13 protein-coding genes are annotated in these 14,766 nt (G+C 72.3%); 11 read left to right on the forward strand and 2 right to left on the reverse strand.

Annotated features, from left to right (window positions below; genetic code table 11):
* The first annotated feature begins 252 nt into the window (after nt 1–252).
* The 3 genes from ACIQTO_RS32130 (at nt 253) to ACIQTO_RS32140 (ending at nt 4,886) form a co-directional block, all read left to right on the forward strand.
* Nucleotides 253–2,853, forward strand: coding sequence for an FHA domain-containing protein (locus ACIQTO_RS32130; RefSeq protein ID WP_402395537.1), 2,601 nt, complete (start codon nt 253–255; stop codon nt 2,851–2,853).
* Between the two features lie 286 nt (nt 2,854–3,139).
* The gene (locus tag ACIQTO_RS32135; RefSeq protein WP_402395578.1) at nt 3,140–4,237 is read left to right on the forward strand and encodes a GAF domain-containing sensor histidine kinase; all 1,098 of its coding nucleotides are present in this window, start codon (nt 3,140–3,142) and stop codon (nt 4,235–4,237) included.
* Complete coding sequence (locus ACIQTO_RS32140) at nt 4,230–4,886, forward strand: response regulator (RefSeq protein ID WP_402395540.1); 657 nt, start codon at nt 4,230–4,232, stop codon at nt 4,884–4,886. Before ACIQTO_RS32135 ends, ACIQTO_RS32140 begins: the two co-directional genes overlap by 8 nt.
* A 67-nt stretch (nt 4,887–4,953) precedes the next feature.
* Here the strand turns inward: ACIQTO_RS32140 and ACIQTO_RS32145 are convergent, their stop codons facing one another.
* The gene (locus ACIQTO_RS32145; RefSeq protein WP_402395543.1) at nt 4,954–5,751 is read right to left on the reverse strand and encodes a hypothetical protein; all 798 of its coding nucleotides are present in this window, start codon (nt 5,749–5,751) and stop codon (nt 4,954–4,956) included.
* A 148-nt stretch (nt 5,752–5,899) separates the two neighbouring features.
* Between ACIQTO_RS32145 and ACIQTO_RS32150 the strand changes: the two genes are divergently transcribed.
* From ACIQTO_RS32150 to ACIQTO_RS32180, 7 genes are all read left to right on the forward strand, one after another.
* Complete coding sequence (locus tag ACIQTO_RS32150; RefSeq protein ID WP_402395546.1) at nt 5,900–6,691, forward strand: ABC transporter ATP-binding protein; 792 nt, start codon at nt 5,900–5,902, stop codon at nt 6,689–6,691.
* Between the two features lie 199 nt (nt 6,692–6,890).
* Entirely contained in the window at nt 6,891–7,313 is a 423-nt protein-coding gene (locus tag ACIQTO_RS32155; protein ID WP_402395549.1) for an NfeD family protein, read from the forward strand.
* A gap of 10 nt (nt 7,314–7,323) precedes the next feature.
* Nucleotides 7,324–8,367 carry an SPFH domain-containing protein gene (locus tag ACIQTO_RS32160; RefSeq protein ID WP_380574247.1) on the forward strand — a complete coding sequence of 348 codons (1,044 nt, stop codon included), beginning with the start codon at nt 7,324–7,326 and terminating at the stop codon, nt 8,365–8,367.
* 251 nt (nt 8,368–8,618) lie between these two features.
* Nucleotides 8,619–9,377: a sulfite exporter TauE/SafE family protein gene (locus tag ACIQTO_RS32165; RefSeq protein WP_402395552.1), complete on the forward strand. Its 759-nt coding sequence runs from the start codon at nt 8,619–8,621 to the stop codon at nt 9,375–9,377.
* A 73-nt stretch (nt 9,378–9,450) separates the two neighbouring features.
* Complete coding sequence (locus ACIQTO_RS32170; protein ID WP_402395555.1) at nt 9,451–9,627, forward strand: DUF1272 domain-containing protein; 177 nt, start codon at nt 9,451–9,453, stop codon at nt 9,625–9,627.
* 38 nt (nt 9,628–9,665) lie between these two features.
* Nucleotides 9,666–9,968 carry a 4a-hydroxytetrahydrobiopterin dehydratase gene (locus tag ACIQTO_RS32175; RefSeq protein ID WP_402395558.1) on the forward strand — a complete coding sequence of 101 codons (303 nt, stop codon included), beginning with the start codon at nt 9,666–9,668 and terminating at the stop codon, nt 9,966–9,968.
* Nucleotides 9,969–10,147: 179 nt separating this feature from the next.
* Complete coding sequence (locus tag ACIQTO_RS32180; RefSeq protein WP_402395561.1) at nt 10,148–12,127, forward strand: PQQ-binding-like beta-propeller repeat protein; 1,980 nt, start codon at nt 10,148–10,150, stop codon at nt 12,125–12,127.
* Between the two features lie 77 nt (nt 12,128–12,204).
* Here ACIQTO_RS32180 and ACIQTO_RS32185 read toward each other — a convergent pair whose 3' ends face one another.
* On the reverse strand, nt 12,205–12,729 hold the full coding sequence (locus ACIQTO_RS32185; RefSeq protein ID WP_402395563.1) for an HNH endonuclease: 525 nt from the start codon (nt 12,727–12,729) through the stop codon (nt 12,205–12,207).
* A 296-nt stretch (nt 12,730–13,025) separates the two neighbouring features.
* Between ACIQTO_RS32185 and tyrS the strand changes: the two genes are divergently transcribed.
* Nucleotides 13,026–14,294 carry a tyrosine--tRNA ligase gene (gene tyrS / locus ACIQTO_RS32190; RefSeq protein ID WP_402395581.1) on the forward strand — a complete coding sequence of 423 codons (1,269 nt, stop codon included), beginning with the start codon at nt 13,026–13,028 and terminating at the stop codon, nt 14,292–14,294.
* Nucleotides 14,295–14,766 lie beyond the last annotated feature (472 nt).

Here is a 14,766-nt window from a genome sequence, read left to right on the forward strand (position 1 = left end):
CGCGTCGTGGACGGGAGGGCGGCCAGGGTGTGGGCGGTGTGCGGACGATCCGGGTGACCGGACGGTGGCGCGGAGGCGACCTCCCGGGTGGTGGCAGGGGCGTCCGCGAATCGTTGCCGCCTGGTCACAGTCACCGGGGGTGACTTTCACCAACGGGCGGCGGGCTGGAATGATTCCCCCGTCAGATTCAGGATCATCACACCCCCGGCCGGGGGCAAAATCGGGGGACCGAGAGAGCGGGGCAGGCGAGCAGTGCCGCAACTCGTCATTGAGATCAACGGACAGCAGCGGACTCTGGAGCCGGGGCGGTCCTACACCATCGGGCGCAACCCGCAGTCGGACTTCCCGTTCGACGACGCCAGGGTCTCCTGGCAGCACGCCACCATCTCGTTCAACGGGGCCGGTTGGCAGCTCGACGACCACGGGAGCACCAACGGCACCTACACCGCCGGCGCCCGGACCCAGCAGGCCCCGCTCTTCCCGGGCGCGGTCGTCAACCTCGGCAACGCCGAGAACGGCCCCCGGCTGAGCTTCTCCGCGCCCGTCCAGGCCGCCGCGCCCGCCCCCGCCTGGCACGAGGCCGCCACCAGCCGCAGCCACGTCCCCGCGCCGCAGCCGCCCGTCCAGCAGCAGGCGCCGGTCCAGCAGCCGTGGGCCCAGCAGCCGCCGGCGCAGCAGCAGCCCTACCAGCCGCAGGCCCAGGCCCCGGCGCAGCAGCAGTGGGGCGGGCAGCCCCAGCCGCCGGCCTTCCCGCAGCAGCAGGGCTTCCCGCAGCAGGTTTCCCAGCAGGGCGGGTTCCCGCAGCAGGCCCCGCGGCACGACGCCGGCGGCCCGCAGCCGACGATGATCCGCAACCTGACCGCCGGGATGAACACCGTCCGGATCGGTCGCGCGCTCGACAACGACATCGTCGTCTCCGACCTCCAGGTCTCCCGTCACCACGCCGAGCTGCGCCAGCTGCCCGACGGCCGGTACGAGATCGTCGACCTGGGCAGCCACAACGGCATCTTCCTCAACGGCCGGCCCGTCCAGCGCCAGCTGATGGGGCCGCAGGACCGCCTGACGGTCGGCCACTCCAGCTTCGTCCTGGTCGGTGACCAGCTGCAGGAGTTCGTCGACACCGGCGCGGTCTCCTTCTCCGCCCGCCACCTGACCGTCGAGGTCGACTTCAAGGGCGGCAAGAAGGTCCTGCTCAACGACGTCAGCTTCGGCGTGCCGGAGAAGTCCCTGGTCGCGGTCATCGGCCCGTCCGGCTCCGGCAAGTCGACCCTGCTGCGCGCCCTCACCGGCTACCGCCCGGCCGACCGCGGCGACGTCCTCTACGACGGCCGCAACCTCTACAAGCAGTTCGCCGAGCTGCGCTCGCGGATCGGCCTGGTGCCGCAGTCGGAGATCCTGCACAAGGAGCTGACCGTCCGCACCGGCCTCAAGTACGCGGCCCGGCTGCGGTTCCCCGGCGACACCGAGGCCCGCGAGCGCGAGGCGCGGATCGACGAGGTGCTCTACGAGCTGCGTCTGGACAAGCGCGCCGACAACCGGATCACCGCGCTCTCCGGCGGCCAGCAGAAGCGCGTCTCGGTCGCCCTGGAGCTGCTCACCAAGCCCTCGCTGATCTTCCTGGACGAGCCCACCTCGGGCCTCGACCCGGGCATGGACCGCGAGGTCATGCAGATGCTGCGCGGCCTCGCCGACGACGGCCGCACCATCCTGGTCGTCACCCACTCGGTGGCCGAACTCGCGCTCTGCGACCGGCTCCTGGTGATGGCGCCGGGCGGTTCGGTGGCCTACTTCGGCCCGCCGGACGAGGCGCTGCACTTCTTCGGCTACGAGACCTGGGCCGACGTCTTCCAGGCCTTCGAGAACTACCCGGACCACGACTGGGCCGGCCGCTACCGGGGCTCGGTGCACTACCAGCAGTACTCCGCGGACGTGGACGCCGGGGCGGTGCAGTCCGCCCCGATCGTCCAGGAGGCCATCAGGCCGCCGAAGCCGCAGAGCTGGGGCTCGCAGCTGTGGACGCTGATGCGCCGCTACATGTCGGTGCTCGCCTCGGACCGCGGCTTCCTGGCCCTGTCGGTGCTGCTGCCGGCCGTCATCGGCGCGGTCAGCGTGCTGATCCCCAATGAACCGGGACTCGCGGCCAATCCGAAGACTCAGCTCCACCTGAACAGCGGGGCCGCGACGATCATGCTGATCCTGGCGATCGGCGCCTGCTTCTCCGGATCGGCCAACTCGGTCCGAGAGCTGATCAAGGAACGGGCGATCTACGAGCGGGAACGAGCCACCGGGCTCTCCCGCTCGGCGTACATGATGTCCAAGATCATCGTGCTGGGCATCTTCAGCGTGATCCAGGGCGCGATCATCTCCGCCGTCGGCTTCCTGCCGCGCAAGCTGCCCGCGCACGGCCTGCTCGTCGAGAACCTGCCGGTGATCGAGATGACCATCGGCATGATCCTGCTGAGCTTCGCCGCGATGATGTTCGGCCTGATGATCTCCGCGCTGGTGAAGACCGCCGAGAAGACCATGCCCCTGCTGGTCATGTTCGCGATCGTGCAGGTCGTCTTCACCGGCTGCCTCTTCCAGATCTTCGGCAAGCCCGGACTGGAGCAGGCCGCCTGGCTGATGCCGGCCCGCTGGGGCACCGGCATCGTGGCCACCACGCTCGACCTGTCGCACCTCATGGGCCCCTGGAACAAGGACTTCCAGAACCCGGACTACGACCCGCTGTGGGACAGCACCGTCACCCAGTGGGTGATCAACGCGGGCGCGCTGATCGCGATGTCCGTCGTCATCGGCATCATCGTGACCCGCCTCCAGCGGCGCCACGAGCCCGAGGTCATGCAGAAGGGCTGAGGCCCGCACCGCCCGCCCAGGGGCGGCCCCTCCCGGCGACGGGGCGGGCCGCCCCTCGGCGTACCTAGGTCTGCGGACCTGCTCCCCGCGCGCCCGTGGACCGACGCGGCGGCCGGCCCGGCGGCGGTAGTTTGGCGGTATGCCCACCGCGCCCAGTGACCGCCGGCACCCGGCCGGCCTGCTGCCCGTCGACCGGATCCCGGTCGGCCCGCCGCCCCCCGGCCCGCTGCCCGCCTGCGAGCCCTGCCTGGCCGGCATCGAGGCCGTCAGCCAGGCCCTGCTGGCGATGAGCCGCCACCTGGAGGTGCGCGAGGTGCTGCGGCGGATCACCGCCTCCGCCCGCGGCCTGCTCGGCGCCGAGTACGCGGCCCTGGGCGTGCCCGACGACCACGGCGGCTTCGCCCAGTTCGTCGTGGACGGCGTCACCGACGAGCAGTGGAAGGCCATCGGCCCGCTGCCCCGCCAGCACGGCGTGCTCGCCAAGATGCTGCACGAGACCGGCCCCACCCGGCTCGCCGACGTGCGCGAGGCCCCGGCCTTCGGCGGCTGGCCCGCCGCCCACCCCGAGATGGACGCCTTCCTCGGCATGCCCATCCTCGACACCGACGCCGCCGAGGACGAGTCCCAGGTGATGGGCGTGATCTTCCTGGCCAACAAGCGGGGCGGCGGCGGCTTCACCGACCACGACGAGGAACTGCTGCGGATACTGGCCGCGCACGCCGCCCTCGCCCTCTCCAACGCCCGCCTCTACGAGCGCAGCCGCGAGCTGACCCTGGCCGGCGAACGCGCCCGGATCGCCCACGACCTGCACGACGCCGTCTCGCAGAAGCTCTTCTCGCTGCGCCTCACCGCCAAGGCCGCCGCCAAGCTCGTCGACCGCGACCCGGCCCGCGCCCGCGCCGAGCTCGCCGAGGTCGCCAAGCTCGCCGCCGAGGCCGCCGACGAGCTGCGCGCCGTCGTGGTCGAGCTGCGCCCCGCCGCCCTGGAGGAGGACGGCCTCAGCGCCACCCTCGCCTCCCAGGTCCAGGTCCTCGACCGCGCCCACAGCGCCGACGTCGCCTTCACCGCCGACGGCGTCCGCGCCCTCCCGCCGGCCCAGGAGGCGGCCCTGCTGAGGATCGCCCAGGAGGCCCTGCACAACGCGCTGCGCCACTCCGACGCCCGGCGGGTCATCGTCACCCTGGCCGGCACGCCCACCCGCGGCGCCGTCCTGCGGGTGCGCGACGACGGCCGGGGCTTCGACCCCGAGTCCGTCCGCCGGGCCGGCCGTCACCTCGGCCTGGCCTCGATGCGCGACCGCGCCGCCGCCGTCGGCGGCACGCTCACCCTGGACTCGGCCCCCGGGAAGGGGACGGTCGTCGAGATGGAGGTTCCCGGTGCCTGACAGCACGCCAGTGATCCGCGTCCTGCTGGTCGACGACCACCAGGTGGTCCGCCGCGGTCTGCGTACCTTCCTGGAGGTGCAGGACGACATCGAGGTGGTCGGCGAGGCCGCCGACGGCGCGGACGGTGTCGACCGGGCCCGGGAGCTCGACCCGGACGTCGTCCTGATGGACCTCAAGATGCCCGGCGTCGACGGCATCGAGGCGCTGCGCACGCTCAAGGGCGAGGGCAGCCGGGCCCGGATCCTGATCGTCACCAGCGTCACCGAGCACCGCACCATGGTCCCCGCGCTGCGGGCCGGCGCCGCCGGGTACGTGTACAAGGACGTCGACCCGGAGGCGCTGGCCGGTGCGATCCGCTCGGTCCACGCCGGGCACGTGCTGCTCCAGCCCGAGCTGGCCGAGGCCCTGCTCGCCGACGACGGCCCCCGCCAGCCGCAGGGCCGCGGGGCCGCCCTGACCGAGCGCGAGCGCGAGGTGCTCGGTCACATCGCCGACGGGCGCTCCAACCGGGAGATCGCCCGGAGCCTGCACCTCTCGGAGAAGACGGTGAAGACGCACGTCTCCAACATCCTGATGAAGCTGGACCTCGCCGACCGGACCCAGGCCGCGCTCTGGGCGGTCCGGCACGGCGAGGCCCGGGAGACCTAGGCGGGGGCCGGACCCCGCCGCCCGGAGCCCGCTCCCGGACCCCGCCCGCTGATCCGAGGGGCGGAATTCACCCCTTCTCGTCCACCAGCGCGTTGTACGCCGCCACCTGGGCCCGGCGGGCGGTCCGCCGCAGGGGGTCCAGCACCGCCTGGCGGGAGGCCATCTCGGAGGCGCTGACCGCCGCGCCGTGGCCGCCCGAGGCGATCGACAGCAGCGCCGTCACCTGCCGGGCCGACTCCAGCACCCGGACGGCGCGCGGCGGGTACCCGGGAGCGAGCAGCTCGACGTGCCCGCGCCGCCTGAACGCCTCCAGCGCCCGCAGCGCCTCGGGCCCCGCGCCGGCCACGTCGAGGCGGGCCAGCAGCGCCGTCGCCTCCCGCAGCCCCTCCGCCAGCTCGCGCTCGGCCTCGTGCAGCGACGGCACGTCGGCCGGCGGCGCGTCGTTGACCTCGGAGCAGCGCCAGAGCACCGTCGCCGAGCGGTCCCCGACCGGCCCGAACACCTCGACCTCCGGCACCAGCCCGAGCGGCGCCCCGACCGCCAGCACGGCCTCGCCCGCGCCCAGGGCGCGCTCGTTGAACGGTGCCGGACCGGTCAGCCCCAGCGGGTGCCCGGCGGACGGCAGGGCCAGCCGCAGCCCCTTCACCCCCAGCACCCGCAGCCGCCCCAGCGCCCAGGTGAGCCCGTGCCGCTCGCCCGGCGCGTCTCCGGGCAGCCCGGTCACCCGGTGGCTCTCGTCACCGCCCAGCACCGCCGCGGCGGCGTTGTCGGGCGGCACCAGACCGGTCAACAGGGCGTTGCCCCAAGCGGCCAGCCGCCCCGAACGGGGCTCTTCGTACGGATTGTCGGCAGGAGTCGCGAGCATCCGGCCAGCCTACGGAATCGGCGGTCATCCGCGTGGCGTAGGTTTGCCCATGCGCGTGCGGCGCACCCACTCCGTGCCCACCGGCCGCCGGAGTAGGCTGCCCCGCCCGCACCGACGGCCGAATTTCTGTTTTGGGGAAGGCATAGGCATGAGCGACGTGCTGGAGCTGGTGGACGTATCCGTGGTCCGGGAGGGGCGCGCGCTGGTCGATCAGGTCTCGTGGTCCATCTCCGAGGGCGAGCGCTGGGTCATCCTCGGCCCCAACGGCGCCGGCAAGACCACGTTGCTGCAGATCGCCTCCACGTACCTCTTCCCGACCGCCGGCAAGGTGTCCGTCCTCGGCGAGAAGCTCGGCGAGGTCGACGTCTTCGAGCTGCGCTCCCGGATCGGTCTGGCCGGCGCCGCCATGTTCGACAAGCTGCCCGCCGGCCAGAGCGTGCTGCAGACGGTGCTCACCGCCGCCTACGGCATGACGGTCAGCTGGCAGGAGCAGTACGAGCAGGCCGACGAGTCGCGCGCGCTCGCCCTGCTGGACCGGCTCGGCATGGCCGGGCTGACCGAGCGCAAGTTCGGCACCCTCTCCGAGGGCGAGAAGAAGCGCACCCTGATCGCCCGCGCCCTGATGACCGACCCCGAGCTGCTGCTCCTGGACGAGCCCGCCGCCGGTCTGGACCTCGGCGGCCGCGAGGACCTGGTGCGCCGCCTCGGCGCGCTGGCCCAGGACGAGTTCGCGCCGGCCATGGCGATGGTCACCCACCACGTCGAGGAGATCGCGCCGGGCTTCACGCACGTGCTGATGATCCGCCAGGGCAAGGTGCTCACCGCCGGTCCGATCGACACCGAGCTGACGGCACGCAACCTCTCCAAGTGCTTCGGCCTGCCGCTGACCCTGGAGCGCCACGGCGACCGCTGGTCCGCGCAGGGCCTGCCGCTCGGCTGAGGAGCCCCGGAGCCCGCGCCGGACGCACGTCGGACATCCGGCGGGCCGTCCGGCGGACGTGTGTCGGACGTGCGCCGGGCCCTTTCGGAAGCCGCTGAACTCGGCTGAACTCGGACCGGTCGCACGTGCGACCGGTTTCCACCCCTCCACCTGCGGGAACTGACCGCCTCGAAGGCCCTTCGCTCCCTAGGATGGACACGTGGACAGCTGGATCTGGTGGCTCCTGGCCGCCGTAGGCCTCGGCATACCGCTGGTCGTCACCGCGATGCCGGAGTTCGCGATGTTCGCGGTCGGCGCGCTCGCCGCGGCCGGCGTGGCCGGGCTGGGTGCCGGGGCGGTGTGGCAGGTCCTGACGTTCGTCGCGGTCTCGGCCGCCCTGGTGGTCGTGGTGCGCCCCATCGCGTACCGGCAGATCAGGAAGGGCCCGCAGATCAAGATGGGTATCGAGGCGCTTCCGGGCGCCACCGCGGTCGTCGCGGAAAGAGTCGACGGGGAGGGCGGGCGGATCAAGCTCAAGGGCGAGATCTGGTCGGCCCGCGCGCTCAACCCCGGCAGTGTCTACGAGCCGGGGCAGCAGGTCGACGTCGTCGAAATCCAGGGCGCGACCGCCCTGGTCGTCTAGGGGAGAGTCCGTGGAACCCGTCCTTATCGTCCTGGTCGTCCTGGTCGTGGTGGCATTCATCGCGCTGATCAAGACGATTCAGGTCATCCCGCAGGCCAGCGCCGCGATCGTGGAGCGCTTCGGCCGCTACACCCGGACGCTCAACGCAGGGCTGAACATCGTCGTCCCGTTCATCGACCGGGTCCGCAACAGGATCGACCTGCGTGAGCAGGTCGTGCCCTTCCCGCCGCAGCCGGTGATCACCCAGGACAACCTGGTGGTCAACATCGACACGGTGATCTATTACCAGGTCACCGACGCCCGGGCCGCCACCTACGAGGTCGCCAGCTACATCCAGGCGATCGAGCAGCTGACCGTCACCACGCTGCGCAACATCATCGGCTCGATGGACCTGGAGTCGACGCTGACCTCCCGCGAGGTGATCAACGCCGGTCTGCGTGGCGTGCTGGACGAGGCCACCGGCAAGTGGGGCATCCGCGTCAACCGCGTCGAGCTGAAGGCGATCGAGCCGCCGACCTCCATCCAGGACTCGATGGAGAAGCAGATGCGCGCCGACCGCGACAAGCGCGCCGCGATCCTCACCGCCGAGGGTGCCCGGCAGGCGCAGATCCTGCGGGCCGAGGGTGAGAAGCAGGCCGAGGTGCTCAAGGCCGAGGGTGAGGCACAGGCCGCGGTGCTGCGCGCCGACGGTGAGGCGGCCGCGATCCGTACCGTCTTCGAGGCGATCCACGACGGCGACGCCGACCAGAAGCTGCTCGCCTACCAGTACCTGCAGACCCTGCCCGAGTTGGCCAAGGGCGACTCCAACAAGCTGTGGATCATCCCCAGCGAGGTCGGCGACGCGCTCAAGGGCCTCGGCGGCGCGTTCACCGGTCTGAACGGCGGCGGCATCAACGGCGGCGCGGCCGCGGCTCCCAGCGCCCCGGCGCCGGCCGCCACCCAGGTCCCGCTCGACCCGGCGGCCGGTCCGCGTCCGCTGGACACCGACACCAAGGGCGCCGCCCGCCCCCGGGTGGACCCGGCCCGCGAGTACCGGAAGATCGACCCGGAGTGAGCTGAACCCGTCGCGTGACGCGTCGCCGTCGCGCCCGGGACCGAGGGCCCGCCTCCCGTGCGGTACGGGGGGCGGGCCCTCGGCGTTCCCGCCGGGGGAGACGGTGTCCGGCCGGGGCGGCCGTGTGGCGCGGTCGTTTCGTCCGGTGAACGGGCGTGTGGTGTACGTCCCGAATCGTGGGCGGGCTCTGGTAGGCACACCCCGGCGTCCGGCATGATCGCCTCGGACAGGTCCGAGACGAGAGGTGACCCATGACGCTCTGGGAGGCGATCGCCGTCCTGGTGGCGGGAGTCGGTGCGGGGATGATCAATGTGATCGTCGGCTCCGGGACCCTGATCACCTTCCCGGTGCTGCTCGCCGTCGGCGTCCCGCCGGTCACCGCCAACGTCTCCAACGCCTTCGGCCTGGTGCCCGGCTCGCTCAGCGGCGTGATCGGCTACCGGAGGGAACTGGCCGACCAGGGCCGGCGACTGGTCCGCCTCGGCATCGCGGCCATGCTCGGCGGGCTGGTCGGCGCCGTGCTGCTGATCGAACTGCCGAGCAGCGCCTTCGACGCGATCGTCCCGGCGCTGATCCTGCTGGCCCTCGTCCTGGTGGTGATCCAGCCCCGGGTGGCCAAGGCGGTCGCCGCCCGGCGCCGGCCCGGGGGAGACCCCGACGGCGGCCTGACCCTGCTCACCGGTGTCTTCCTGACCGGCATCTACGGCGGTTACTTCGGCGCCGCGCAGGGCGTCCTGCTGCTGGCCCTGATGGGCATGCTGCTCCAGGAGGACCTGCAGCGGATCAACGGCGTGAAGAACGCGCTGGCCCTGATCGTCAACGGTGTCGCCGCCCTGTTCTTCCTCTTCACCTCGACCATCAACTGGGCCGCCGCCGGGTTGATCGCCGTCGGCTCGCTCTGCGGCGGCCTGCTCGGCGCCAAGGTCGGCCGCAAGCTGCCGCCGCCGGCGCTGCGCGGGGTGATCGTGGTGGTCGGCCTGGTGGCCGTCACCAAGCTGCTCGTCAGCTGATCGACGGTCCGTGCCCGTCGGTGTCGCCCGCTCTGCCCTGTTGTGTTCGGCTGCGTTCGATCCGGAGAAGACCATGGCCCCGGAGATGCGCGACACCTGCGAACGCTGCGCGGTGTCGCTGACGGCGGACGGCCCGGCGTCCCTATGCTCCTACGAGTGCACCTTCTGTCCGGACTGCACCGAGGCCATGGCCGCCGTCTGCCCCAACTGCGGTGGCGAGCTGGTGCCCCGTCCGCGCCGGAAGGCCTGACCCTTCACCACTCACCCCCGACCCCCGGGAGCGGTTCGATGAGCAGCAGAGCGCGTCTGACGGAGGACGAGATCACGGCCGCCCTGGCCGGCCTGCCGGAGTGGAACCGGGACGGCGACACCATCGTCCGCACCGCCGACGCGGCCGACTTCCCCGCGGCGATCCGGGTGGTCGTCGCGGTCGCCGAGCAGGCCGAGGCGCTGGACCACCACCCCGACATCGACATCCGCTGGAGGACCCTGCGCTTCGCGCTCTCCACCCACAGCGCGGGGGGCCTCACCGAGCTGGACGTCACCCTCGCCGGCCGCATCGACACCGCCCTGCGGGCCGAGTCCGCCTGACGGTCCCGTTCCTGTTCCGTCCCGTCCCGACTGTCCCGTGCCGCCCGCCCGGCCCCCGAGCGGTCCCGGGCCGGCTCCGAACCGGCTCCGAACCGGCCTTGTGGAGGCCGGAAGGAGGCGCTCCGGGTGGCGTGAGATGCTGGCTGCCGCATTGCCGGCGGTCGGGAGGGACGGAACGGATGGCGCAGGATCCCCTCGGAGACGCCGCACAGCAGCCGTGGTACCCGCAGCAGGCGCAGCAGGACTGGCAGACGGGGTACTCGGACCAGCAGCAGTGGCAGGGCGGCCACGGGTACGACGCCGGTACCGGGTACGCGGAAACCGGCTACCCGGAGCATGACCAGGCGCAGCACGGCCAGGCGCAGCACGGGTACGGGCAGGGCGGGTACGGGCAGGACGGTTACCCGCAGGCCGGGTACGCGGAGCCCGGGCCCGGACATCCGGACACCGGGTACGGCCAGGGCGGACACCCGGACGGCCGGCACCAGCCGTACTACCGGTACGACGACTACGGGCAGCAGCAGTACGCCCCGTACGCCGTCCCGCAGCAGCCGACCGGGGAGGAGTTGTACGCGCCGGCGGGTGCCGAGTACTCCGCGGACGGCTATGTGCACACCGGGCCCGGGCCGGCCGTCGAGTCCGAGGCCTTCGAGCCCGAGCCCGGTCCGGCGGTGGCCGTCGTCGCACCGGAACCCGGCGGCCGTGCGTCACGGTCGACCGGGCGGCGAGGCGGGGGCGGGCTCGGAGGCGGTGCGGACGGCACCGGGGCGGCGAAGGCGGCCGGCAGCGCCCGGGCCGGCCTCGGGGCCAAGGCCCGTGCCGCCGCCGACGCGGTGGTCTCCGCCGACCACGCCCCCGGCCGGCGGGCCCTGGCGATCCGGACCGGCGCCGGAGTCGCGGCGCTGGGCGTCCTGGTGGCGGCCGCGCTGATGGTCGGGGCCCAGGACGGCGGCGACGCCGCCGCCCGGAACACCGGAGGCGAACCCGGTTTCACCGTCGCGCATGCCAAGGTCTGGTCGGCCCAGCCCGCCGCCGCACTCAAGGCGGGCGCGGACGACACCCTGGTCGGCAGCTGGTTGCTGGCCGACGCGGTGGTGCGCGCCGATGCCACCGGCGTCCACGCCTACGACCTGGCGGCCGGCAAGCCGACCTGGTCGGTCGAGTCACCGGCGGCCGGCACCGCTCCCTGCGGGCTCTCGGCGGGCGTGAACGAGGCGGGACTGGGCGCTGTGCTGTTCCGGAGCGGGCCCGATCCGAAGAGCCCGTGCAGTCTGGTGGCCGCCGTCGACACCAAGAGGGGCCGGACGGTCTGGAGCAAGCCGCTCTCCGAGGCGAAGGGCGGCTACTCCGCGCGCGTCGGTGTCACCGAGGACAAGGTGATAGCCGTCGGCGACGACCACGTGGTCGCCTGGGAGTCCGCCGACGGCAAGGACGTCTGGCAGTACACCGGGCAGGGCAAGTTCTGCACCCTCTCCGGCGGGGTCACCGGCAAGACCGTCATGGTGGCGAGCTCCTGCGCCGACTCCACCCCTGTCGACCAGGCCGTCTCGCTGAACACTGCCGACGGCAAGGTGAGTTGGTGGCGCGGCCTGAACAACCAGCCGAAGACGGTGACGGTGCTCTCGGCCGAGCCCTCCGTCGTCCTGACCACGGCGGAGAAGCCCGAGGACGACAAGGTGTTCGCCTGGGGCCCGGCCGGCGACCCGGCCGCCGAGATAGCGGTCGCCGCCGGCGAGGGCAGGCTGGACGCCGCCCGAGGTACGTTTTCGGCCATCCCCGGCGTCTTCTTCCAGGACCGGACGATGGTCACCACGCTGGCCCCGGCGAACGCCGGCGGCGCGGTCTCCGTGGTCGGCTACGACCTGGACAGCGGCAAGCAGCGGTGGAAGGCGGCCGCGGCCGAGAAGGGCGACGTCCGGGCGGTCGGCGTGGACGGCGGCGCGCTGGTGCTCGCCGCCGACGAACGCCGCGACCAGCCCGCCCACCTCAGCCGCTTCGCCCTCGCCGGCGGCCAGGAGACGGTCGGCGGCAACTTCCCGCAGGGCACCGGCTCGCTGCTGGTCTCCGGCCGCGTGCTGATCGGCGGTGGCCGGGTCGTCGCGGTGCCCGAGCACTCGGCCAACTTCGGGACAGCGGCCGGGTACCAGGCGAAGGGCTGAGCCCGCCCCGGCCGCTACGGCGTCGTGCGGTGCCCGGCTACGGAGCCGGGGCACCGCACGGGCCACGTACCGGGTGGTCACGCGGCGGAGGGAGCCACCGCGGCCGGCAGCCAGTCCGCCAGGTCCCGCAGGTCCGAGCCGCGCAGGCCCAGCGCCATCATCAGGGTGGCCTGCGGCGTCGGCACGAACGGCGTGCGCAGCAGCTTCATCCCGGCCTGCTCCGGCGTCCGGTCGGCCTTGCGCTGGTTGTCCTCGGAACAGGCGGCCACGGTGTTCAGCCAGCTGTCCGCCCCACCGCGCGACCGGGGCTGCAGGTGGTCCACGGTGGTGGCCCGGCGCCCGCAGTAGGCGCACAGGTGCTGGTCCCGGACCAGCACACCGCGACGGGACCACGGCGCCTGTTGTCGGAAGGGCACCCGGACGTAGCGCTGGAGTCTGATCACCCGGGGCACCGGGACGGAGACTCCGGTACCGCGGATGCTCCGCAGCGGATGGGCCTGCTCGACCACGGCCTTGTCCTGGAGCACCAGGACGACGGCGCGCTGGAGCGACACCGTCGTCAGGGGCTCGTAGCTCGCGTTCAGAACCAGCGTGTTGCGCACCTCGGCACACCCTTTCCCCGGGCGTGCCACACGGCGGCACGACCGTCTCCACACACGTCACTGCCGCCGCGCGGCGGTGGGACCACTCTGAAGGGGCCCCGGGCCGACGAACAACGGAATTTCCGGTGGAGGCGAGGGGTGGGTCAGGCGGGGGAGGGGCTCCCGGCCGGCCGCCTCGGCGAAAACTCGCTGGCCGGAACCGCGTAGGCTCTACCACGCTGGAGCCGTCCCGTACCGGGGCCCGATCGAACCGGGTCCGCACCGGCGGGACGCCCGATCGAAGGAGAAGCGTGACCGTGACGGACATCGTCGACGAGCTGCAGTGGCGTGGGCTGATCGCCCTGTCCACCGACGAGGACGCACTGCGCAAGGCGTTCGCGGACGGCCCGGTCACGTTCTATTGCGGCTTCGACCCGACGGCCCCCAGCCTGCACCTCGGGAACCTGGTGCAGATCCTGACCATGCGCCGGATCCAGCAGGCGGGGAACCTCCCGCTGGGCCTGGTCGGCGGCGCCACCGGCCTGATCGGTGACCCCAAGCCGACCGCCGAGCGCGTCCTGAACGACCCCGAGACGGTGGCCGCCTGGGTCGACCGCCTGCGTGGCCAGATCTCGCGCTTCCTCGACTTCGAGGGCCCCTACGCGGCGCGCATGGTCAACAACCTGGACTGGACCTCCGGGATGTCGGCGATCAGCCTGCTGCGCGATGTCGGCAAGTACTTCCGCGTCAACAACATGATCGCCAAGGAGGCCGTCGCCCGGCGGCTCAACTCCGACGCGGGCATCAGCTACACCGAGTTCAGCTACCAGATCCTCCAGGGCATGGACTACCTGGAGCTGAACCGCCGCTACGGCTGCACCCTGCAGACCGGTGGCAGCGACCAGTGGGGCAACCTGACCGCCGGCACCGACCTCATCCGCAAGGCCGAGGCCAAGTCCGTGCACGCGCTGGCCACGCCGCTGATCGTCAAGGCCGACGGCACCAAGTTCGGCAAGACGGAGTCGGGCACGGTCTGGCTGGACCCCGAGCTCACCACCCCGTACGCCTTCTACCAGTTCTGGCTGAATGCGGACGACCGCGACGTCCCCAATTTCCTGCGGATCTTCAGCTTCCGCTCGAAGGAGGAGATCGAGGAGCTGGAGCGCGAGACCACCGAGCGCCCTGCCGCCCGCCTCGCCCAGCGTGCGCTCGCCGAGGAGCTGACCACCCTGGTGCACGGCGCCGAGCAGTACGACCGTGCGGTCGCCGCCTCCAAGGCACTGTTCGGCCAGGGCGACCTCGCCGACCTGGAGGAGCCGACCCTGGCCGCCGCACTGGCCGAGGTCCCGAAGGCCGAGGTCACCGAACTCCAGCTGGTGGTGGACCTGTTGGTCGCCGTGGGCCTGGCGCCCAGCCGGTCGGCCGCTCGTCGGACGATCAAGGAGGGCGGCGCCTACCTCAACAACGTCAAGGTGACGGACGAGGAGACGGTGCCAACCGAGGCCGACCTGCTGCACGGCCGGTGGCTGGTCCTGCGCCGCGGCAAGCGCAACCTGGCCGCCGCTGAGCTGGTCTCGGCCGGCTGAAAATGCACCACCGCTGACCTGCGGTTTCAAGCCCTGAGGGCCGGATCTGGACAGATCCGGCCCTCAGGTGTTTGACGTGGTCGTTCGACTGGCCTAGTGTTGGACGAGTCGCTGAAGCGGGCGGGTGCACGGCAGACCGAGAGGTCGCCGCAAACCGGCCGAGCGGTCATCGCAATCGGCAAGTCCTACTCTCACTCGCAGCCCATTAATTTGGGTCGTTCGGCGTTGTCGTCGGGCGGTGGGGGCAGGGAATTTCGGGCCAGTCCCGAAATAAGCTAATGTGGAGGCCGCCGCAGAAAAGCGGACCTGGCCAGCAAGGGTCGGATGAATGAAACTCCGGTAAACGGAGCGGAAAACGTCTGGTAAGCTGGAAATACGAACGAAGCGCCCGGAGGGCCCGCTGGAAGGCGGTCCGAAGGAAGTGTCCGTTCCTTGAGAACTCAACAGCGTGCCAAAAGTCAACGCCAGATAT

This window comes from Kitasatospora sp. NPDC091207 (assembly GCF_044768625.1).
Taxonomy (GTDB): domain Bacteria; phylum Actinomycetota; class Actinomycetes; order Streptomycetales; family Streptomycetaceae; genus Kitasatospora.

Excerpts from the sequence above, each read along its gene's own strand:
- ACIQTO_RS32135 (WP_402395578.1), top strand. The coding sequence starts at position 3,140 with ATGAGCCGCCACCTGGAGGTGCGCGAGGTGCTGCGGCGGATCACCGCC.
- ACIQTO_RS32150 (WP_402395546.1), top strand. The coding sequence starts at position 5,900 with ATGAGCGACGTGCTGGAGCTGGTGGACGTATCCGTGGTCCGGGAGGGG.
- ACIQTO_RS32165 (WP_402395552.1), top strand. The coding sequence starts at position 8,619 with ATGACGCTCTGGGAGGCGATCGCCGTCCTGGTGGCGGGAGTCGGTGCG.
- ACIQTO_RS32145 (WP_402395543.1), bottom strand. The coding sequence starts at position 5,751 with ATGCTCGCGACTCCTGCCGACAATCCGTACGAAGAGCCCCGTTCGGGG.
- ACIQTO_RS32170 (WP_402395555.1), top strand. The coding sequence starts at position 9,451 with ATGGCCCCGGAGATGCGCGACACCTGCGAACGCTGCGCGGTGTCGCTG.
- ACIQTO_RS32175 (WP_402395558.1), top strand. The coding sequence starts at position 9,666 with ATGAGCAGCAGAGCGCGTCTGACGGAGGACGAGATCACGGCCGCCCTG.
- ACIQTO_RS32180 (WP_402395561.1), top strand. The coding sequence starts at position 10,148 with ATGGCGCAGGATCCCCTCGGAGACGCCGCACAGCAGCCGTGGTACCCG.